Source organism: Paenibacillus validus NBRC 15382 (assembly GCF_004000985.1).
In the GTDB taxonomy this organism is placed as follows: domain Bacteria; phylum Bacillota; class Bacilli; order Paenibacillales; family NBRC-103111; genus Paenibacillus_G; species Paenibacillus_G validus.
The window spans coordinates 1-18,045 of the sequence record NZ_BIMH01000004.1 but is presented as its reverse complement, the minus strand read 5'-3'; the positions used below and the strand labels follow the sequence as shown (position 1 = coordinate 18,045).

General features: G+C 53.1%; 18 protein-coding genes and 1 riboswitch. Of the genes, 14 read left to right on the top strand and 4 right to left on the bottom strand.

The window, feature by feature from the left end:
• Positions 1 to 156 precede the first annotated feature (156 nt).
• The 7 genes from PVA01S_RS04170 (at position 157) to sigF (ending at position 5,777) form a co-directional block, all read left to right on the top strand.
• Positions 157 to 564, top strand: coding sequence for a flagellar protein (locus PVA01S_RS04170; RefSeq protein WP_127605434.1), 408 nt, complete (start codon positions 157 to 159; stop codon positions 562 to 564).
• Between the two features lie 239 nt (positions 565 to 803).
• Complete coding sequence (locus PVA01S_RS04165; protein WP_054795174.1) at positions 804 to 1,181, top strand: cupredoxin domain-containing protein; 378 nt, start codon at positions 804 to 806, stop codon at positions 1,179 to 1,181.
• Between the two features lie 129 nt (positions 1,182 to 1,310).
• A complete protein-coding gene (locus PVA01S_RS04160) occupies positions 1,311 to 2,642 on the top strand; it encodes a pyrimidine-nucleoside phosphorylase (RefSeq protein ID WP_127605432.1) in 1,332 nt (443 codons plus the stop codon).
• A 197-nt stretch (positions 2,643 to 2,839) separates the two neighbouring features.
• On the top strand, positions 2,840 to 4,018 hold the full coding sequence (locus PVA01S_RS04155; protein WP_127605430.1) for a D-alanyl-D-alanine carboxypeptidase family protein: 1,179 nt from the start codon (positions 2,840 to 2,842) through the stop codon (positions 4,016 to 4,018).
• 194 nt (positions 4,019 to 4,212) lie between these two features.
• Complete coding sequence (gene spoIIAA / locus PVA01S_RS04150) at positions 4,213 to 4,566, top strand: anti-sigma F factor antagonist (protein WP_054795173.1); 354 nt, start codon at positions 4,213 to 4,215, stop codon at positions 4,564 to 4,566.
• Complete coding sequence (gene spoIIAB, locus PVA01S_RS04145) at positions 4,563 to 5,009, top strand: anti-sigma F factor (protein WP_127605428.1); 447 nt, start codon at positions 4,563 to 4,565, stop codon at positions 5,007 to 5,009. The genes spoIIAA and spoIIAB overlap by 4 nt, the downstream gene beginning before the upstream one ends.
• 12 nt (positions 5,010 to 5,021) lie before the next feature.
• Positions 5,022 to 5,777, top strand: a complete 756-nt coding sequence (gene sigF / locus PVA01S_RS04140; protein ID WP_054795171.1) for an RNA polymerase sporulation sigma factor SigF — start codon at positions 5,022 to 5,024, stop codon at positions 5,775 to 5,777.
• Positions 5,778 to 5,922: 145 nt separating this feature from the next.
• Here sigF and PVA01S_RS04130 read toward each other — a convergent pair whose 3' ends face one another.
• From PVA01S_RS04130 to PVA01S_RS04120, 3 genes are read right to left on the bottom strand one after another with little or no spacing between them, the layout of a single operon-like run.
• Complete coding sequence (locus PVA01S_RS04130) at positions 5,923 to 6,546, bottom strand: iron-sulfur cluster assembly protein (RefSeq protein WP_127605426.1); 624 nt, start codon at positions 6,544 to 6,546, stop codon at positions 5,923 to 5,925.
• A 15-nt stretch (positions 6,547 to 6,561) separates the two neighbouring features.
• Positions 6,562 to 7,587, bottom strand: a complete 1,026-nt coding sequence (locus PVA01S_RS04125) for an amidohydrolase family protein (RefSeq protein ID WP_127605424.1) — start codon at positions 7,585 to 7,587, stop codon at positions 6,562 to 6,564.
• Between the two features lie 50 nt (positions 7,588 to 7,637).
• Complete coding sequence (locus tag PVA01S_RS04120) at positions 7,638 to 8,189, bottom strand: DJ-1/PfpI family protein (protein ID WP_127605422.1); 552 nt, start codon at positions 8,187 to 8,189, stop codon at positions 7,638 to 7,640.
• A gap of 522 nt (positions 8,190 to 8,711) precedes the next feature.
• Here PVA01S_RS04120 and PVA01S_RS04115 point away from each other — a divergent pair.
• On the top strand, positions 8,712 to 10,682 hold the full coding sequence (locus PVA01S_RS04115) for a sigma-54-dependent Fis family transcriptional regulator (protein WP_127605420.1): 1,971 nt from the start codon (positions 8,712 to 8,714) through the stop codon (positions 10,680 to 10,682).
• A 416-nt stretch (positions 10,683 to 11,098) separates the two neighbouring features.
• On the opposite strand, the gene PVA01S_RS04110 is transcribed toward PVA01S_RS04115, so the two are convergent.
• Complete coding sequence (locus tag PVA01S_RS04110) at positions 11,099 to 11,311, bottom strand: DUF378 domain-containing protein (protein WP_054795166.1); 213 nt, start codon at positions 11,309 to 11,311, stop codon at positions 11,099 to 11,101.
• Positions 11,312 to 11,494: 183 nt separating this feature from the next.
• On the opposite strand from PVA01S_RS04110, the gene PVA01S_RS04105 reads away from it, so the two are divergent.
• The 6 genes from PVA01S_RS04105 to ribD form a co-directional block, all read left to right on the top strand.
• Entirely contained in the window at positions 11,495 to 12,151 is a 657-nt protein-coding gene (locus tag PVA01S_RS04105; protein WP_127605418.1) for a stage V sporulation protein AA, read from the top strand.
• The gene (locus tag PVA01S_RS04100) at positions 12,148 to 12,573 is read left to right on the top strand and encodes a stage V sporulation protein AB (RefSeq protein ID WP_127605417.1); all 426 of its coding nucleotides are present in this window, start codon (positions 12,148 to 12,150) and stop codon (positions 12,571 to 12,573) included. The genes PVA01S_RS04105 and PVA01S_RS04100 overlap by 4 nt, the downstream gene beginning before the upstream one ends.
• 63 nt (positions 12,574 to 12,636) lie before the next feature.
• A complete protein-coding gene (locus PVA01S_RS04095; protein WP_174817558.1) occupies positions 12,637 to 14,436 on the top strand; it encodes a spore germination protein in 1,800 nt (599 codons plus the stop codon).
• Between the two features lie 168 nt (positions 14,437 to 14,604).
• Positions 14,605 to 15,936 (top strand): diaminopimelate decarboxylase, encoded by a 1,332-nt coding sequence (gene lysA, locus PVA01S_RS04090; protein ID WP_127605413.1) that lies wholly within the window; start codon positions 14,605 to 14,607, stop codon positions 15,934 to 15,936.
• 327 nt (positions 15,937 to 16,263) lie between these two features.
• Entirely contained in the window at positions 16,264 to 16,695 is a 432-nt protein-coding gene (locus PVA01S_RS04085; RefSeq protein ID WP_054795164.1) for a peptidylprolyl isomerase, read from the top strand.
• A gap of 73 nt (positions 16,696 to 16,768) precedes the next feature.
• Positions 16,769 to 16,925, top strand: a riboswitch (FMN riboswitch).
• A gap of 357 nt (positions 16,926 to 17,282) precedes the next feature.
• A partial coding sequence (ribD, locus tag PVA01S_RS04080; protein ID WP_127605411.1) for a bifunctional diaminohydroxyphosphoribosylaminopyrimidine deaminase/5-amino-6-(5-phosphoribosylamino)uracil reductase RibD occupies positions 17,283 to 18,045 on the top strand: 763 nt, incomplete at its 3' end.

The window sequence follows — 18,045 nt, the reverse complement described above, 5'->3', positions numbered from 1 at the left end:
TTTTATTCGAAAAGAGCGTTTTTTTTCTATATAAACGGGAAAAAACCTCTGTTTAAATTAGGTCGTATGTTCTATTATTAGGAATAAAGAACTATTATTGTATATATTGATCTTAGTACGGAAGTGTGACGCCAACCAGGGGAAGGATGCCGGGATATGACCATGTTAAAAGTTGCGAACTGCCCCAAATGCGGTAAAGTGTTTCAAATGAATTTGCGAAGCCTCTGCCAAGGCTGCCAGCGCGAATTAGACAGCGAGTTTGATCAATGCAGCGCCTACCTGCGGGATAACCGGAAAGCTTCGACAGAGGCGCTCAGCGAAGCGACAGGCGTTCCCGTGCAGCGTATTTACACGTTTATTCAAGACAACCGGCTGCCGGTTTCATTTTACCCGGGCCTGACCTATCCTTGCAAATCTTGCGGTTCGCCGATTCGTCAGCAGAAGATGTGCACGCCGTGCCGGGTTCGGATCATCTCCGACGTGAAGGATTTGGAGAATCGGGAGGCAAGAGCCAGAGACAGGGGTGCCGGGTTCCAAATTCGCGAACGATTTTCCCGGGTCTAGCTGAATAACAATCGAACACGCTCTGTCCCCGGACAGAGTTTTTTGTTGCTGTTCGGAGCACTTTGTCGTTTTGTGCAAGATGTGCTAAAATGTCTAAGGAGCCGGATGAGCGTCCAACAGGAATAATTTTGTCACAAATTTTTCACCTGAAGGTCGTCAAAAGGCATGTGTAAAGCGGTACGGATTATGTACAATAAGCCTATATGTCATAACGGTCTTAAAGTAAGGGGGGAATACCTATGCAAAAGTGGATCATGTTTTCACTGTTCATCGTCGCCTGTCTCCTCGGTACGGGAGTATTGTTCCAAAATATTTCGGTGCGTCAAGCGGAGATGGCGAAGGAAGAAGCAGCCGGTCCTACTTTGAAATTCGTGGCTACGAACTACAAGTTCGACCAAGCGGAATACAAAGTGAAAGCCGGCGAGAAAGTGACTGTCTCCTTGTTGAATAAGGAAGGTCTGCACGCGATGGAAGTCGTGGGTACAAGCGTGAAGCTCGATAACAACACCAAGTCGATGGAATTCACGTTCGACAAGCCAGGCGAGTACGAAGTACACTGCACGCTGCCGTGCGGTCCGGGTCACGCCGACATGAAAACCAAATTGATCGTGGAGTAATCCGCTTACGATCAACCGCTTATCAGGAAAGAGGAAGCTTGCGGCCACGGCCGGGCTTCCTTTTCTTTTTTTGCCGCGCGGCCTATAATACAGGGAAAACGATTCGATTTGGCGAAGGGGTGCTGGTCAATGAGGACAGTCGATATCATACATAAGAAAAGAAACGGGGAAGCCTTGTCGCGTGAAGAAATCGATTTTCTGATTGCCGGGTATGTGCAAGGCGACATCCCGGATTATCAGGTATCGGCTTGGGCGATGGCCGTTTATTTTCAAGGGATGAACGCGCGGGAAACGGCGGATTTAACGATGGCGATGACCCGTTCGGGCGATCAGGTCGATCTGAGCGGCATACCGGGCCTTAAAGTCGACAAGCACAGCACAGGCGGTGTGGGCGACACGACGACCTTAATCGTAGCCCCGCTAGTGGCTGCGGCCGGCGTGCCGGTGGCGAAGATGTCGGGCCGCGGCCTCGGGCATACGGGCGGGACGGTCGATAAGCTGGAGGCGATCCCGGGCTTTGCGGTCGAGCGGACGAAGGAGCAGTTTCTGCAGCAGGTGCGCGACATCGGCCTTGCGGTCGTCGGTCAATCCGGCAATATGACCCCGGCGGATAAGAAGCTGTACGGACTGCGGGACGTGACGGCGACGGTAGATTCGGTCCCCTTGATTGCAAGCTCCATCATGAGCAAAAAAATTGCCTCCGGCGCCGATCGCATCGTACTGGACGTGAAAACGGGCCGGGGGGCATTCATGAAAACGTTGGACGATTCGATCGTCCTGGCACAGGCGATGGTCGATATCGGCACGGAAATCGGGCGGGATACCTTGGCTGTCATTACGAATATGGACGAACCGCTCGGACCGTCGATCGGCAATGCGCTTGAAGTGCTGGAAGCGATCGAGACGCTGCGCGGCGAAGGTCCTGCGGAATTAACGGAGCTGTGTTTAGTGCTGGCCGCGCATATGATTGTGCTTGGAGGCCAAGCGTCTTCGTTCGCGGAAGCGAAGGACACGGTGGAGCGGCTGCTGCACAGCGGCGCCGCCCTGGAGAAGCTGCGGCAGTTCATTGCCGTTCAAGGCGGGGACGCTGCCGTGGTGGATGAGCCGCAGCGGCTGCCGCAAGCGGCTTACCGCGTCGCGGTGCCGGCCCCGCAGGACGGCTATGTGGCGCGAATCGATGCTGAATCGCTCGGCGTGACGGCGATGATGCTCGGCGCCGGTCGTGCCACCAAGGAGGACCGGATCGACTTGGCCGTCGGCATAAAGCTGTTCAAGCGCGTCGGCGACCGGGTGAAAGCGGGCGAGCCTATCGCCGAGCTGTATATGAACCGCAGCGAGCCGGAGGAGACGCGGCGGATGTCCGAGCGCACCGTATCGGCGTTCGCCTTCTCGGAAGCGCCGGTAGACCGCTTGAAGCTGATTTATGCCGTGGTTACGAAGGATGGCGTGCGTTATTTGTAAGGGGAAACTCCGGGGCCGGTTCCGGCTCATCGGCAGGGTACATCCCGATTCCACAACAGAAAATGGGTTCTTTAAGAGTCCGGGCTGATTTTGCCGGGCTTTTTTGTTCGTTCATGGAATATTTCTCCGAAATAAAGTCAACAATGATTACCAGCACTTTCAAAAATTTGCTTCCTTCAGGAGGGGTAGAACAGGTTATGACGAGCAAATGGTTCAAAATGGTCATCAGCACCTTGTTGATGCTGATGCTGGCTGTGCCGACGGCATGGGCCGAAGAGAAACCTGCCGAGAAGCCGGTGGACTTGGCGCCGAACGCTGCTTCCGCCGTTCTGATCGACGTCGATACGGGTACGGTTATATTCGATAAAAACAAAGACGCCAAGCTTCCCCCGGCCAGCATTACGAAAATTATGACGATGCTGCTCATCATGGAAGCGCTGGATCAAGGAAAAATTAAAATGGACGAAAAAGTACGGACGAGTGAATATGCGGCCTCCATGGGCGGATCGCAAATTTTCCTTGAGCCGGGCGAAGAGATGACCGTTCAGGACATGCTCAAGGGGATCGCGATGGCTTCCGGCAATGACGCCTCCGTGGCCATGGCCGAGAAAATCGGCGGTTCCGAAGAAGCGTTCGTACAGATGATGAATGCCAGGGCGAAAGAGCTAGGTATGAACAACACGCACTTCGTCAATCCGAACGGATTGCCTGCGGATAATCATTACTCCTCGGCTTACGACATTGCCTTAATGTCGCAAGAGCTGCTGAAGCATGAGGAAATCACGCAATTTACCGGTCAGTATCAGGATTACTTGCGCAAAGAGACGCCGAAGCCGTTCTGGCTCGTAAATACAAACAAGCTCGTTCGATTTTATACCGGGGCGGACGGTTTGAAAACCGGGTATACGAGCGAGGCGAAATTTTGTTTGTCGGCTACGGCCAAAAGAGACAATCTGCGCGTCATATCGGTCGTCATGGGCGAACCGAACACCAAAACGCGGAATGCGGAAGTCACGAAGCTGTTCGACTTTGCGTTCTCGCAGTATACGAATCTGCCGATTTACAAAACGGGCGATACGATCGGCGAAATGAAAATCGCCAAAGGCGAAACGCCGGTGATCCCGCTGACGGCCAAGCATTCGTACTCCCTGCTGCTGAAGAAGGGCGAGGCGGCGGACGGCATCCGTCATGAAGTGCAGCTGCTCCCGCAGCTGAAGGCGCCGATTACCGTCGGACAACCGATCGGCAAGCTGGTCGTGTACAAAGGCGACCGGATCCTGAAAGAATTTGAGCTCGAATCACCGGTCGCGGTCAATAAAGCGGGATGGTGGACGCTGACTAAACGTACGGCCAAACGATTGTTTTTCTTCGATTAACGATTAACGAAACCTTCAACGAGAATCCCCGCACAAGGAGCAGATAGATGCCGGCGGGGATTTTGTTTACATCGGTGCACTTTCTGTCGCTTTACTACTAGTTCTGACGTATTTCTTCTAGTTTTGTCGGGGGGGAAGGAAATGGTTTCCTCCGCGTAGAAAAGAGAGGTTATGAACGGGAAGGAGTGAACAGCGTGAGCTTACAAATCGAACTGGAGCATTACCGCAACGCTTTGATTGTCCGGCTTACCGGTGAACTGGATCATCACACCGCCGATACGGTAAAAGCGAGGATGGAGGAAGCGATTCTAAGAGGTCACAGCGCCCATATCATCCTTAGCCTGAAGAACTTGACATTCATGGACAGCTCCGGACTTGGGGTCATCTTGGGACGGTACAAGCAGATTACGGGCCGGGGCGGCAAGATGGTCGTCTGCGACGTCAATGCGTCGGTGTATCGTTTGTTTGAAATGTCGGGTCTTTTCAAAATTTTGTCCATCCAGGAAAATGAAAGACAAGCGATCCAAAGTTTGGAGGTCGTATCATGAGTGAACGCAATTTCATGAAACTGCAGTTTGCCAGCCGCTCTGAGAACGAATCGTTCGCCCGCGTCACAGTCGCCGCTTTCGTCTCCCAGTTGGATCCGACTCTGGAGGAGCTGACCGATATTAAAACCGTCATCTCCGAAGCGGTGACGAATTCGATTATTCACGGATATGACAATCGCCCGGACGGAACGGTAACGATTACAGCCCAGATCGACGGTGACACGGTGTTCATCTCCGTCGAAGACCAAGGGGCCGGCATTGAAGATTTGGATTTGGCCAAGCAGCCGTTATATACATCCAAGCCGGAGCTCGAGCGCTCGGGCATGGGATTCACGATAATGGAAAACTTTATGGACGAAGTCGAGATCACAAGCGAGCTAGGCGCCGGCACGTCTATCCGGATGAAGAAGCGAATCGAGTCGAAAAAAGCATTGTTCAATTAGGGGTCTGATGATATGGATGTAGATTTGAAGCATGCCTCCCACAGCTATTTGGACGATTCCGAAGTCAAGCGTCTGATCGCGTTGAGTCAATCCGGCGATGCGCTCGCGCGGGAGACGCTTGTCAATTGCAACATTAGGCTCGTCTGGTCCGTCGTTCAACGCTTCTTGAACCGGGGTTATGAAGCCGAAGATCTGTTTCAAATCGGCTGCATCGGATTGTTGAAGTCGGTCGACAAATTTGATTTATCGTATGACGTGAAATTTTCTACCTACGCGGTGCCGATGATCATCGGCGAAATTCAACGGTTCTTGCGCGACGACGGCACATTGAAGGTAAGCCGCTCGCTGAAGGAACTGGCGAACAAAATCCGCAAGACGAAGGATGAATTGGCCAAGCGCAACGGCCGTCTGCCGACGATCAAGGAAGTCGCCGAAGAGCTGGGCATTTCGCCGGAGGACGTCGTGTTCGCACAAGAGGCCAACAAGCCGCTTTCTTCGATTCATGAAACGGTGTTCGAGAACGACGGGGATCCGATTACGCTGATGGATCAGATCGCCGACGAGGGCCAGGAGAAGTGGTTCGACAAGCTGGCCTTGAACGAAGCGATCGGGCTGTTGAGCGAGCGGGAACGGTTGATTGTATATTTGCGCTATTTCCGCGATCAAACCCAATCGGAAGTGGCAAGCAGGCTGGGCATCTCGCAGGTGCAGGTATCGCGCCTGGAGAAGAAAATATTGCAATCGATCAAAAATCAGATCGCCCAGTAGCGAAGCGCGCAGCAAAAAAGGAGCGGCATGAGTCGCTCCTTTCGTTTGGGGAACCAAGATGGCGCGTCCGGTGATCTTTCCTTGATGAAGCAGTTTGAGTACGTCATGGAGTGGAGGATGACTTTCCCGCGGGCATGGAGCTCCCTTAACGGATACAGCTCGTTGTAGTTTCCGACCAGGCTGCCGACGATACGGATACCGCGCTGCTTTCAATGGTAGAGTCCTCCGGCTCGTTGACATACCCGAATTCCTCACGAATGCTTAAATAACGTTCGGCCAGCGCCTTCTTATCCGACTTCAAAGCAAGATGGTCTGCTACATCGCGAAGGGTCAAATTCAGAATCGCTTGATGATCGAATCCTTCTCGAATGAAGTGCTGGAGCAGCTTTTCTTGACGGACGATGAAAGCTTTAACGCGAAACGTTCTGCGCAGTCCGTCCAGTTCTCCCGTTGCCATATCCGGGAACGCTTCAGCGAACGATTTGCCCGTATTCACCCCGTCGTTGACTTCGGCCGAGGCGCAATGGTCTTCAAGGCTGACGATGATGGATTTGACCCGAGGAAGCTCTCCGACCCGGTCGCGGATGTCTTCCGCCATCATATATGCGAAGTTCGTCGAACACCAATAGGTGGGCAGACGGAATGACACTTTGACATGAGATTCCTCAATGATTACTTCGTTGATAAAGCCTAGCTCGGGCAGCGATTGATCAAGTTCCGGGTCAATGACTAAGGCTAACTTGGCAAAGACTTCTTCCTTCTGCTGCATAACTGCTCCTCCTCATCACGATGAGCTGTGCACAGCGAACTGGTCATTCGATAGTTTGGCTTTCATAGCTTCAATATCGATACCGTATAATCGGGCGGTGTTCTCGGCCAAAATTTTCTTTTTGACCGCAAGACTTAACTGAGCACCGGTTTCTTTCTGAAGATCTTCCGGAAGTTCAAAGTCCATGAATTTCTCAACGAGCCAGCCCGGTTCCCAAAGCGCATAGTCGCTTCCAAATAAGATTCTGTCCTCACCAACCCAGAAGAGCAGTTCACTGATGATTTCCGCAAAATACCGGGGGCGGGAATGAAGGAATGGCATGATGACGGCTAAACCCGCGTAAACATTGGATTCTTGTGTGGCGATCCAACAAAAATCCTCGATTCGCGGAAGACCGCAGTGTTCTACGATAAAATTTAAACCTTGGAAGTTAGAAGCCGCTTCATCGATATCCGCCACATCAAACGCGTCTTTGTTAAGCGGGGTAATCGTAGGCCCTTTGTGAATGTGAATATTGACAATGCCAAGCTTCTCGCATTTTTCCAGGTACCGTTCTGTCCAGGGATCCGTTAGTTTGTAGCCTTTGGAAGTACCCCGCCATTCGGCTGTATATAATTTCGCTCCAATGATGCCGTGGGTTTCAACTAAATAATCAAGATACTCAAGTCCCCGTTCCCCATCGCGCGGGTCAAAAGAACCGTTGCTGATAAAGCGCCCGTCGTATTGCTTGGCGAGCAACGCGTTTTTCTCAATATCGCCGAATGGTTCTTTATAAAAATCGGTTAAATAAACCGGCTGAAAAATCGCCATGTCTACATGACCTTTCACAAACATATCCTGAATCAGCGTATCGGCATCGTATTTCTGGAATTTTTCTTTCGGCCATCGATACTCGACCGGACTATGTTTCTTGTGGTAGTCATAAAAGCAATTGATAAACTCAGCGCCGTGTCTGTTCCGCTGGTTTTCTGTACTTCCGTTCCACAGCGCAATGTGACTGTCAATAACGAAAATTTCTTCACCGTTTGCTGCTTTAATCATGCTTATCAACCTCCAGGAATGAAATGATTAAACAAGAGCCGGCTATCGGTTTACCCTCGAAGCAAACGAATAAATTCCCTCATATAACCAGGATGATCGATCCAGGCGCGGGACGTTACGAAATTGCCGTCCACGACAACCTCTTCATCTACAAATGTAGCTCCGGCCGCGATCAGATCAGGCTTCAATGACCAAAAGGCAGCGCATCGACGCCCTTTCAAGTGACCGAGCGGAAGGAGGGCCAAGGCGGCATGACATTCAAACGCTAACGGTTTACGGGTTTCCACAAAATGATTCACCAACGGAATGAATGCGCTGTCATTTCGGATATGCTCAGGTGCGCGTCCGCCGGGTATAACGGCACCATCGTAGCGCGAAGGGTCGATTTCACTAAACGCAAAATCAGCCTGCACCCGATACCCGTATTTTTCCGTAAACGTATCGATGCCGGGTTCAAAATCATGGACGACGGTTTGGATCAATTTTTGGGTTGGTGCCGCAATGTCAACAGTGTAGCCTTCCTCCTTAAGACGATGCAGCGGATACAGCACCTCTAACGCTTCTGCCATATCTCCTGTGAGAATCAACACGTTCTTCGCCACTTCTTAAATCCTCCCTTTTCACATGAATCAATCTTATTTGGTTCGGACGAGCCTCTGTTGAGGATGGTACGATCCGACATCGATATTCTTAGCAAAAATCATGCCAAAACAAAGTCCACTCCTCAATTTTTAATAATTTCTAAATAAAAAGAGGGGACGTATACGTTTTTTATCCATCGGATCAGGGGTCATGCACAGGTTGATCGAGAGCTTCGGCCAGTCGCAAATGTCGCAAAGAAATGCGACTGTTGCAAGAAAGCGACAGTATTGCGACAGTTCGTTCAGCGGTTTCCTGGTCATGCGCCCGGACAGATTGACATATACGCTGCAGCTGGTTTATTTTATATTTATACTTTGTCTAAATCATGGGCAGGCTCTTGTGCTGTTTTGCCCATTGGCTGGTATTCGTTAATTTTTAGGTAAATAAGAAAGCGATTACAATAATAGATTGAAAATCCCCCGCCGCTGTACGACATCCATCTGAGGAAACTTTATTCCATGGCTCTGGAGGTGTTTGGTATCATGAATCCCCATCTTTCTTTAAATGCATGGTCTTCTCCGGATTTCACAAGATCGAAACTGGAGTCGGCATGGAACAGTTTTATGATCCAGGAGCCTTTGAACCTGGATATTCGGCCTTTGGTTATCGATTCATGGCGCCGGTGCCATACCAAGGGTCTCCATCCTTTCCAATCCCAATCATCCATTCGTTTATCTGAGGGTCATATTCAACAATATTTGTTAAATGATCCGCTGATCTTCGAAATCGATCCCATATTGAGCGAATTAAAGGAACTGGCGAACGATTGTGGACATTTAGTGGTGTTGACCGACCCGCAAGGAACGATTGTAAAAATTGACGGGGACGCGCAATTAAGAGATGAAGCTGAAAAAATGAATTTCGTTATCGGATCGTCTTGGGCGGAGGATAGTGCGGGCACTTGCGCTATCGGCGTATCCCTCATAAGTCAGAGCCCTGTACAAATATTTGCCGCCGAGCATTACTGCAGCGATGTGCATCGGTGGACTTGCTCCGCAGCGCCGATCCGCGATCCGGCCTCCCGGCAAATTCTTGCGATTCTCGATTTGACAGGACCGTGGCAGTTTGCCAATCCCCATACGCTTTCTGCGGTTGTTGCAGCCTCGCGGGTCGTTGAAGAACGGTTGCGGCACAAGCTGGAATCCGAACGGGCTAAAGTCATGGAATACGGCCTGGATGTGATATCTCACAGCCGCAATACGTATATCGTTGCTCTGGATCGAGGGGGGAACGTGATTAAAGCATCTCCCAAAATGGTTGAGTGCGGTTGGATTGACTCCGGCAATCGTATGGTGGGCAGTCCGGTCAAATCCTTAAACAGGCTGGCTTCGGAATGGAGCTGGGAAGCCGAAGGAAAAGACGGAAATTGGCTTTTTACGCTTCGTCCCTGTATCCATCAAGGCCGAACTATCGGAGCCATCGTTCAGGCTGTACCGCCAAGCCATAAAGGGCGTGCCGCCAAGGCCATTTCAACCAAATATTCATTTCATTCCATCATCGGCTCTTCGCCTAAATTTCTTGCTGCCGTAATGGAAGCGAAGAATGCTGCAAGAAGCGATTTTCCGGTGTTAATTGAAGGAGAAAGCGGAACAGGCAAAGAATTATTGGCACAGTCCATCCATGGGGGGAGCTATCGGGCAGAAGGGCCCTTCGTTGCTGTGAATTGCGGCGCTATCCCTAAAGAGCTGGCCGCCAGCGAGTTTTTTGGTTATGAGAGCGGTACGTTTACCGGAGCAGCCAAAGAAGGGCGGGCGGGGAAATTCGAACAAGCCGACGGCGGCACGATTTTTCTCGATGAGATAGGGGAATTGCCGCTCGATTTACAGACTCTTTTGCTGCGGGTTTTAGAGGAGCGGGAAATTGTCCGCTTGGGCGGTAAGCAGCCGATTCAAGTCAATGTGCGAATTATTGCCGCCACGAATCGAAATCTATATGCGGATGTTGAGAGCGGCAAGTTCCGCCGGGATCTGTACTATCGTTTACATGTCTTGTCGCTGCGTGTGCCTCCTTTACGTGAAAGGGAGGGGGATATATCGACGCTGATGAAACATTTCCTGCACAAGGCCTGTCAGGAGATCGGGCAATTGCCGGTTCAGGTCGATGAGGAGGCGATGCGGGCTTTGGAGAATTACCCATGGCCCGGCAACGTTCGCGAATTGCGAAATGTAGCTTACCGGATAGCTGCCCGATCGGCAGGCAGCGTCGCGCATGTGTCGCATTTACCGGAGGAAGTTATCGGAGGCAGGATGAACCTGACTTCAGGTAAACAAGGCGTTTCGAATTTAAGGCGTATCGGGAGGAATCAGGAAATAGAGCTTATTCGTTCAACGCTTGAAGAGTTCAATGGAAACGTATCGAAAACAGCGGCAAAGCTAGGCATTCACCGAAGCACCATTTATCGAAAACTCGGTCGGGATCTGAACCATGGTTCCTCGCAAGGAGAAAACCTATGACGATGAGCAAAGTAAGTTACATCCCCAGCATGTCAAAGCCAAACAACTGATTCGAGACGGCTTGATTGGCGAAGTCAAATCGTCCGTGGACTGCAGCTCCGAAATGGCGATGCGAAATGAACTTTTGAAGTGGCGGGAACAAAGGGCGTATTGAAACTTCCGTTCACATTCCGACCTGATTGGACTGGCGGCGAGGGGATTATTTAGCTTCAAACCGAACATGCCAAGACGGAAATAACGATACAAGGCGACCGGAATTCAGCATGTATCGAAGATCATTCCAACTGTAACTTGCAGGGTGCCATACTTGCCCGGACTTATCTTAGTTTGCACAATGAAGGACCTGGCGGAAAACCGTCAGGTCCTTCTTCGCTTATTCGCCCGGTATGGACGCTCTTCAAAGAAACCTCGACTTTCTATGCTCGTGATCGAATGTCGTCGCGGAACAGCAGTCCGATGCAGTACAACCCCGACAATCCGACAAGCGTATACACGATTCGGCTCAAGCCGGAAGACTCGCGATGAACGTCTCCCCCCAGCAGGGCCGTTACCAGATCCCATTCGAATAATCCTACCAACAGCCAGTTCAACGCTCCGATAATGACGAGTGTCAGTGCCGTTTTTGTCATATTCAACACCATCCTTAGTGAAGTCATGTGTGTGCTGTAGCTAGCTCCTGATCTTACTTTTCCTAGGAATCCGGCTGGGTATACATCAAGAGGCGGGGGATTTTTTTCCAATCGGAGAGGTGATTACCGGAAGGATTTCCTATTCATACTATCCGTATATGGTCCAAGGGAGGTCCAAATGCGATGCTACAGCGTACTTCTCCGCCATCTCTCTATATCCGGCTGCGCCGATCGCTGCGCATCAGCAGGGAGCAGTCGGTTCTGCTCGGGCAGGTCGCTCAGCTGTTGGCGCCTCCCGAATACGAACAACAGCTGCTGAAATTGGAACTGTATCGACCGAAAGAGTACGACGGAAGCCTTGTGCTGATCGATATGATGCTGATCGTCAGGAAAGTGAAGGAGTTATATCCCTGGATGCAAGTCGAGCATTTCGGCGAGCCTCATACGTTAGTGGAGGTGCGCGACAAAACGAAAGCTCCAAGCATGCTGCTTATTATTTTAGTATGGCTGCTGCTGTTCATCGGATCGGGGTTGGCGATTATGAATTTTCATGCGGACGTCAGCATGGCGGAAGTTCACCGCCATATTTACAAGCTGCTGACGGGCAAAGAGAACGTTCACCCGCTGCTGCTGCAAATTCCATATTCCATTGGGATCGGGATCGGGATGATCGTGTTTTTTAATCATTTGTTCAAAAAAAAATTCAACGAAGAACCGAGTCCGCTTGAAGTAGAGATGTTCATGTATCAGGAGAACGTCAACCAATACATCATCACGGAAGAATACGCCAAGCTGAATCGTGAGGCGAAGGATGACGTATCCAAGGCGGATAAGCCATGAGCGAATGGGCAGGGGGGCTTGTACTTGCTTTCATCGGCTTAGCCGGGGGACTTGCCGTCGGAAGCGGGATGGTCGCGTTTCTCGTTGTGCTCGACATCATTCCGCGACTGGCCCAAATTACGCGTTCCTATCGGCATATGAGGCGATATGAAGGAGCGGTTGTGATCGGTTCCTTGTTTTTTACATTCACGGATTTCTTCGAATGGACCTATGGGTTGTTCCCGATGGCCGCAGCCTTCTTCGGCTTGTTCGCCGGTTGTTTCGTCGGTATGCTGGCCGCCGCTTTGACGGAAGTCATTAATGTGCTCCCGATTTTGGCAAAACGCATCGGGATGGAAGCCTATATGATATGGCTGCTGATGGCGATGATTTTCGGGAAAGTGCTCGGTTCGATCATCGATTGGATCGGCGTACTGAATTAGAAGAAACGGCCGACAGGCCGGTTCCGCAACGTATTCATGTGGAAACAGGAGGGTGAAGCCGCTATGGTTCGTCACAAGGGATTCAAAAGAGCGAGATTGATGAAGGGAAGCCCGACCGGCTCGAATCGGCCGGAACAGGACGACAAAAAAACGGATGCGCGCGATCCGAAGCTGGTGATCGATGAAGAAGGCAGCATCATCGGATATGTACAAGAATCGGGGCCATCCGCTGGAAAACCGGGCTCGTCCGGAACGGACGGCGGGTACGAGGCGGAAATCAAGATGTCCGATGAAGAACGCGAGCTGAAAGAGGATACGAACATCTCCCAAGATTTCGACCGCTTGAAGCGGCAGCTCGAAGAGCGGGTCGGCTTAAACAAAAGCTTCGACGTGGTGTTTCGAGAGATGGTATTCGGCGGCCAGAAGACGGGCATTTTTTACTACAACGGCTTCGCCAAGGACACGGTGTTAACAGACATTTTGACGCGTTTGTCTTATGCCGGCGAATCTCACCGGGAGGGCGAAGCGGGGAAGTACGAGAAACGGAGCACGCGCCGCGACGATGCGCCGGAAACGGATGCCCAGAAGGATGAGCGCGGCGGCCCGGAGAAACTGAACGTCATCGAACTGTTCGATCATGCGCTAATTCCGCATATTCAGGTCAAGAAGACCCGGGACCTGAAAGAAGCCGTCGACAATGTCATGATGGGCGGCACGGCGTTTTTCTTCGAAGGGGAGAACGAAGCGGTGCTCGTCGATGCGAAGAACTTTCCGGTCCGCTCCACGGAGGAACCGGACCTGGAACGCGTCGTACGCGGGTCGCGGGACGGGTTTGTCGAGACGCTGCTGACGAACGTGACGCTGGTGCGGAGAAGGCTGCGCGACCCGCGTCTGAAGCTGGAGATTACGCAAGTCGGCAATCGGACGCAAACCGATGTTTGTATCGGATATATTCAGGATATATGCGATATGGATTTGGTGGAGTCGGTTCGCGACAAGATCAAATCCGTGAATGTGGACGGCTTGCCGCTTGCGGAAAAACAGCTTGAGGAAGCGATTATCGGCAAAGGCTGGAATCCGTATCCGATGGTGCGATACTCCGAGCGTCCGGACGTCGTCGCCGCGCATATGCTGGAAGGGCACATGGTCGTCTTCGTGGATACGTCGCCGTCGGTTATGATCTTGCCGACGACCTTCTTCCATCACGTGCAGCACGCGGAAGAATACCGGCAGACTCCGCTCGTCGGCTCCTACTTGCGCTGGGTGCGTTTCATGGGAATCGCCGCATCCTTGTTCCTGCTTCCGCTCTGGTTCCTGATCGTCACCTCGCCGCAGCTGAAGCCGGCCGGATTGGATTTCATCGGACCGCAAGAAACGGCAAAAATCCCGTTGATCCTGCAGTTTCTCATTGCCGAACTCGGGATCGATCTAATGCGGATGGCCGCTGTCCATACGCCGACGCCGCTGGCTACGGCGATGGGGCTGGTGGCCGCGATCCTGATCGGCGACATCGCTGTCAAAACCGGGCTGTTCGTGAACGAGGTCATCATGTATCTGGCGGTAGCGGCCGTCGGGACGTTCGCGACGCCGAGCTATGAGCTAAGTCTTGCGAATCGGCTGGCTCGTCTCGTGCTGCTCGTCTCCGCCGCCATCTTCAAGGTGCCGGGGCTCGTCATCGCTTCGACCCTGCTGATCGCCATGCTCGCGATGCAGCGTTCCTACAACACGCCGTATTTATGGCCGTTCTTGCCGTTTAACGGCAAAGCGATGTACGACATCATGGTGCGCCGGCCTTTCCTCTCTATGAGAACGAGGATGAGCCTGACGAAAACGAAGGACGGCACGCGGCAGCCGCAATCTTGAAGTGTGACGCATTCGAAGGGATGAAACGCGTTATTCAGGCTCGCCCGGGCAGAAGCCCGCGGCGGGCTTTTTTTGCATGTTGTCTATTTAGAGCGTATTATGATACTTTAAAGGTAGGAAGCAAGGACGGCGCAGCCGTTTATCTGGGGAAAGAGGGAGTCATACGCGATGTATTTACACGGCACGAGTACGATTAACGGACAAGGTCATCTCGAAATAGGAGGCTGCGATACGGTCGACCTGGCCGGCAAGTTCGGTACGCCGCTGTACGTCATGGACGAGACGCTTATCCGCAAGCGCTGCCGCGAATTTGTCGAGGCGTTCCGGGCTTCGGGACTGCCGTTTCAAGTGGCCTACGCAAGCAAAGCGTTCTGCGTGATGGCCATGTGCCGGATTGTGGAAGAAGAGGGCATGTCTTTGGACGTCGTTTCGGACGGCGAATTATATACGGCGCTACAAGCGGGTTTCCCGGCTCATCGTATACATTTTCACGGCAACAACAAGACGCCGCATGAAATCGAGATGGCGATCGATGCAGGCATCGGCTGCTTTGTCGTCGATAACTTCGTCGAGCTGCATATGCTCAATGCGATTGCCGGCGAGAAGCGTCATAAGGCGAACATTTTGCTCCGGATCACACCGGGGGTCGACGCGCATACGCACGAGTACATTTCTACCGGTCAAACAGATTCGAAATTCGGCTTCGACTTGCAGAACGGTTCCGCCAAGCAGGCGGTGAAGGAAGCGGCCGCATTGCCGAACGTCGAGCTGCTGGGCGTTCATTCGCATATCGGTTCGCAAATTTTCGAGGTCGGGGGCTTCAAGCTGGCCGTGGAGAAAATGACCGGCTTCGCCGTCCAAATGCGCGACGAGCTGGGTGTTGTTTTCAGCGTGCTCAATTTGGGCGGCGGCTTCGGCATTCGCTACATGGAAGGCGATACGCCCCTGCCGGTGGCGGAGTACGTGCGGGCGATCACCGAAACGGTACGCGACGAGTTCGGCAAGCACGGCTATCCGCTGCCGGAAATTTGGACGGAGCCGGGCCGGAGCATCGTTGGCGATGCGGGGACTACGCTGTACACAGTGGGCACGTATAAGGACATTCCGGGCGTGCGCAAATATGTGGCCGTAGACGGCGGTATGACGGACAATCCTCGTCCGGCGTTGTATCAGGCGGAATACGAAGCGATGCTCGCCAACCGCGGGAATGAAGCGAGCGAGGAAGTCGTATCGATCGCGGGCAAATGCTGCGAAAGCGGCGATATGCTCATCTGGGACGTCCGCTTGCCGCAAGTGCGCACCGGCGACTTGCTGGCCGTTGCCTGCACGGGCGCCTACAACTACGCGATGGCCAGCAATTACAACCGCATCCGCCGTCCGGCGGTCGTGTTCGTGAAGGACGGTCAAGCGGACGTTGTCGTGGACCGCGAATCGTACGACCATCTGATTCAGAACGACGTCGTGCCGTCCCGCATGAAGCCGGTCACGAAGACAAGATAAGAAGGGGCCGTTCGGCGTTGCGGCCGAGCGGCTTTTTGCGATGCAGTGAACAGCTATCGACGAGCGTCGGCGCGTCATTTGCCGGTTTTAGGACGGCTCGAAGCAAACGGTGGAACTCCGGTAGTTTTTTTGTCGAATTATCGTTTGATGCCGGCGATATCCGGGAAAGCTCGAATAGGCATCCTCGATTTATATGCAGATTATATGCAGACATTTTCCTTTCGCATGTCGATGTAGTAAAATAGTGGAGACTCGTGCCCGCGCGGTGTAGGCGGGTATCGATCATTCGGCATGAAACGATACAGCAAACAAAGGAGCGAACTTCTCATGGCTAAACAAGCAATCATTAAATTAACCGATGGTAACGAAATAGTACTCGATCTTTTCGACAAGGACGCCCCGAATACGGTAGCTAACTTTGAGAAACTGGCCAATTCCGGCTTTTATAACGGCACGGTGTTTCACCGCGTGATCCCCGGCTTCGTCGCGCAAGGCGGTTGCCCGAACGGAACAGGCACCGGCGGCCCTGGTTACACCATCAATTGTGAGATTAACCCGAACAAACATGAGCGCGGAACGCTCGCAATGGCGCATGCGGGACGCAACACCGGAGGCAGCCAGTTCTACATTTGCTACCAGCCGCAGCCGCATTTGGACGGCCAGCATACCGTCTTCGGTAAAGTGGTTTCCGGTATGGAGCATGTGGACAGCTTTAAAGGCCGCGAGAAAATGGAAAGCGTCCAAGTTGTCGAGATATAGGCTCTTGTCCAACCAAGTCTAGACAAATCCTGCTTCAACGGTTATACTGACACTTAAAACTAAAACTGCATAGCTGAACCTTCGGGGCAGGGTGAAATTCCCTACCGGCGGTGATGTGCGGCGGCTTCGGCCGCTGCCTCAGTCCGTGACCCGTGCTCTTCGTCTGAAGAGCCGGTGGACTCGGTGTAATTCCGAGACCGACAGTATAGTCTGGATGGGAGAAGGGGATAGCGGGAATCATTCGATGCTGCGTTTGCCATGCGCTTTCTTTCACAAGCGCGGGATGCGAACATTTATTCACGATGGATGCGAGAGCGTTTCAGACCTTGTACGTACGCCGCATTCGGCCTGCGATAAACTTGGCCTTGTTCGCGTACGCGGCGCGCTTCGTTGCATTTGCACATCCGGCTGAAACGCAGGCTGTAGCGTATAACCTCATTGCGGCGGTTTGAAGTCGCAGGGTGGATATCCGAATCAAGTTCCCGTGTCCAAACTTAGCAATCCGCTTCTCACAAGCCCCTTTTTGCCATGCAAAAAGAGGCTTTTTTGCATGTTCGGCCTTTGCAAGTCAGGAAAGGAGATCTGCGATGACGGCCGCGCTATTGAATGACGAATACTATATGCGGCTGGCGCTGCAGCTGGCGGGGGCCGCTTCCGGCCAGACCGGCATTAATCCGGTCGTCGGCTGCGTGCTCGTCAAAGACGGACGCATCGTCGGCATGGGCGCCCATCTGAAACGGGGCGAAGCCCACGCCGAGGTGCACGCGCTTAACATGGCCGGTGCGGAAGCCGAGGGCGCGACCGCATACGTGACGCTGGAGCCGTGCAGCCATCACGGCAAGACGCCGCCCTGCAGCGACCGGCTCATCCGCGATAAGGTGAAGCGCGTCGTGGTCGCCGCGACCGACGATAACCCGCTCGTCGCGGGCTCGGGGCTTGCGCGCTTGGCTGCGCACGGCATCGAGGTGACGACCGGCGTGCTTGCCGCAGAGGCGCGGGCGTTGAACGAGGCGTTCAACAAATACATCGCGACGGGCCGGCCCTTCGTAACCGTCAAGAGCGCCAGCACGCTGGACGGCAAAGTCGCCGCGAAGACGGGCGACAGCAAGTGGATTACGGGCGACGCTTCGCGTGCCCAGGGCCACCTGCTGCGCCACCGTCACCAGGCGATCCTGGTCGGCATCGGCACCGTGCTGGCCGATGACCCCGCCCTGACGACCCGGCTCGAGGTGCCGGGTCTGAACCCGATTCGCGTCGTCGCCGACTCGACGCTGAGGCTGCCGCCCGACGCCCGGCTCGTGCGGGACGGGGCGGCGCCCGTCGTCGTGCTGACGACGGAGCGGGCGCCGC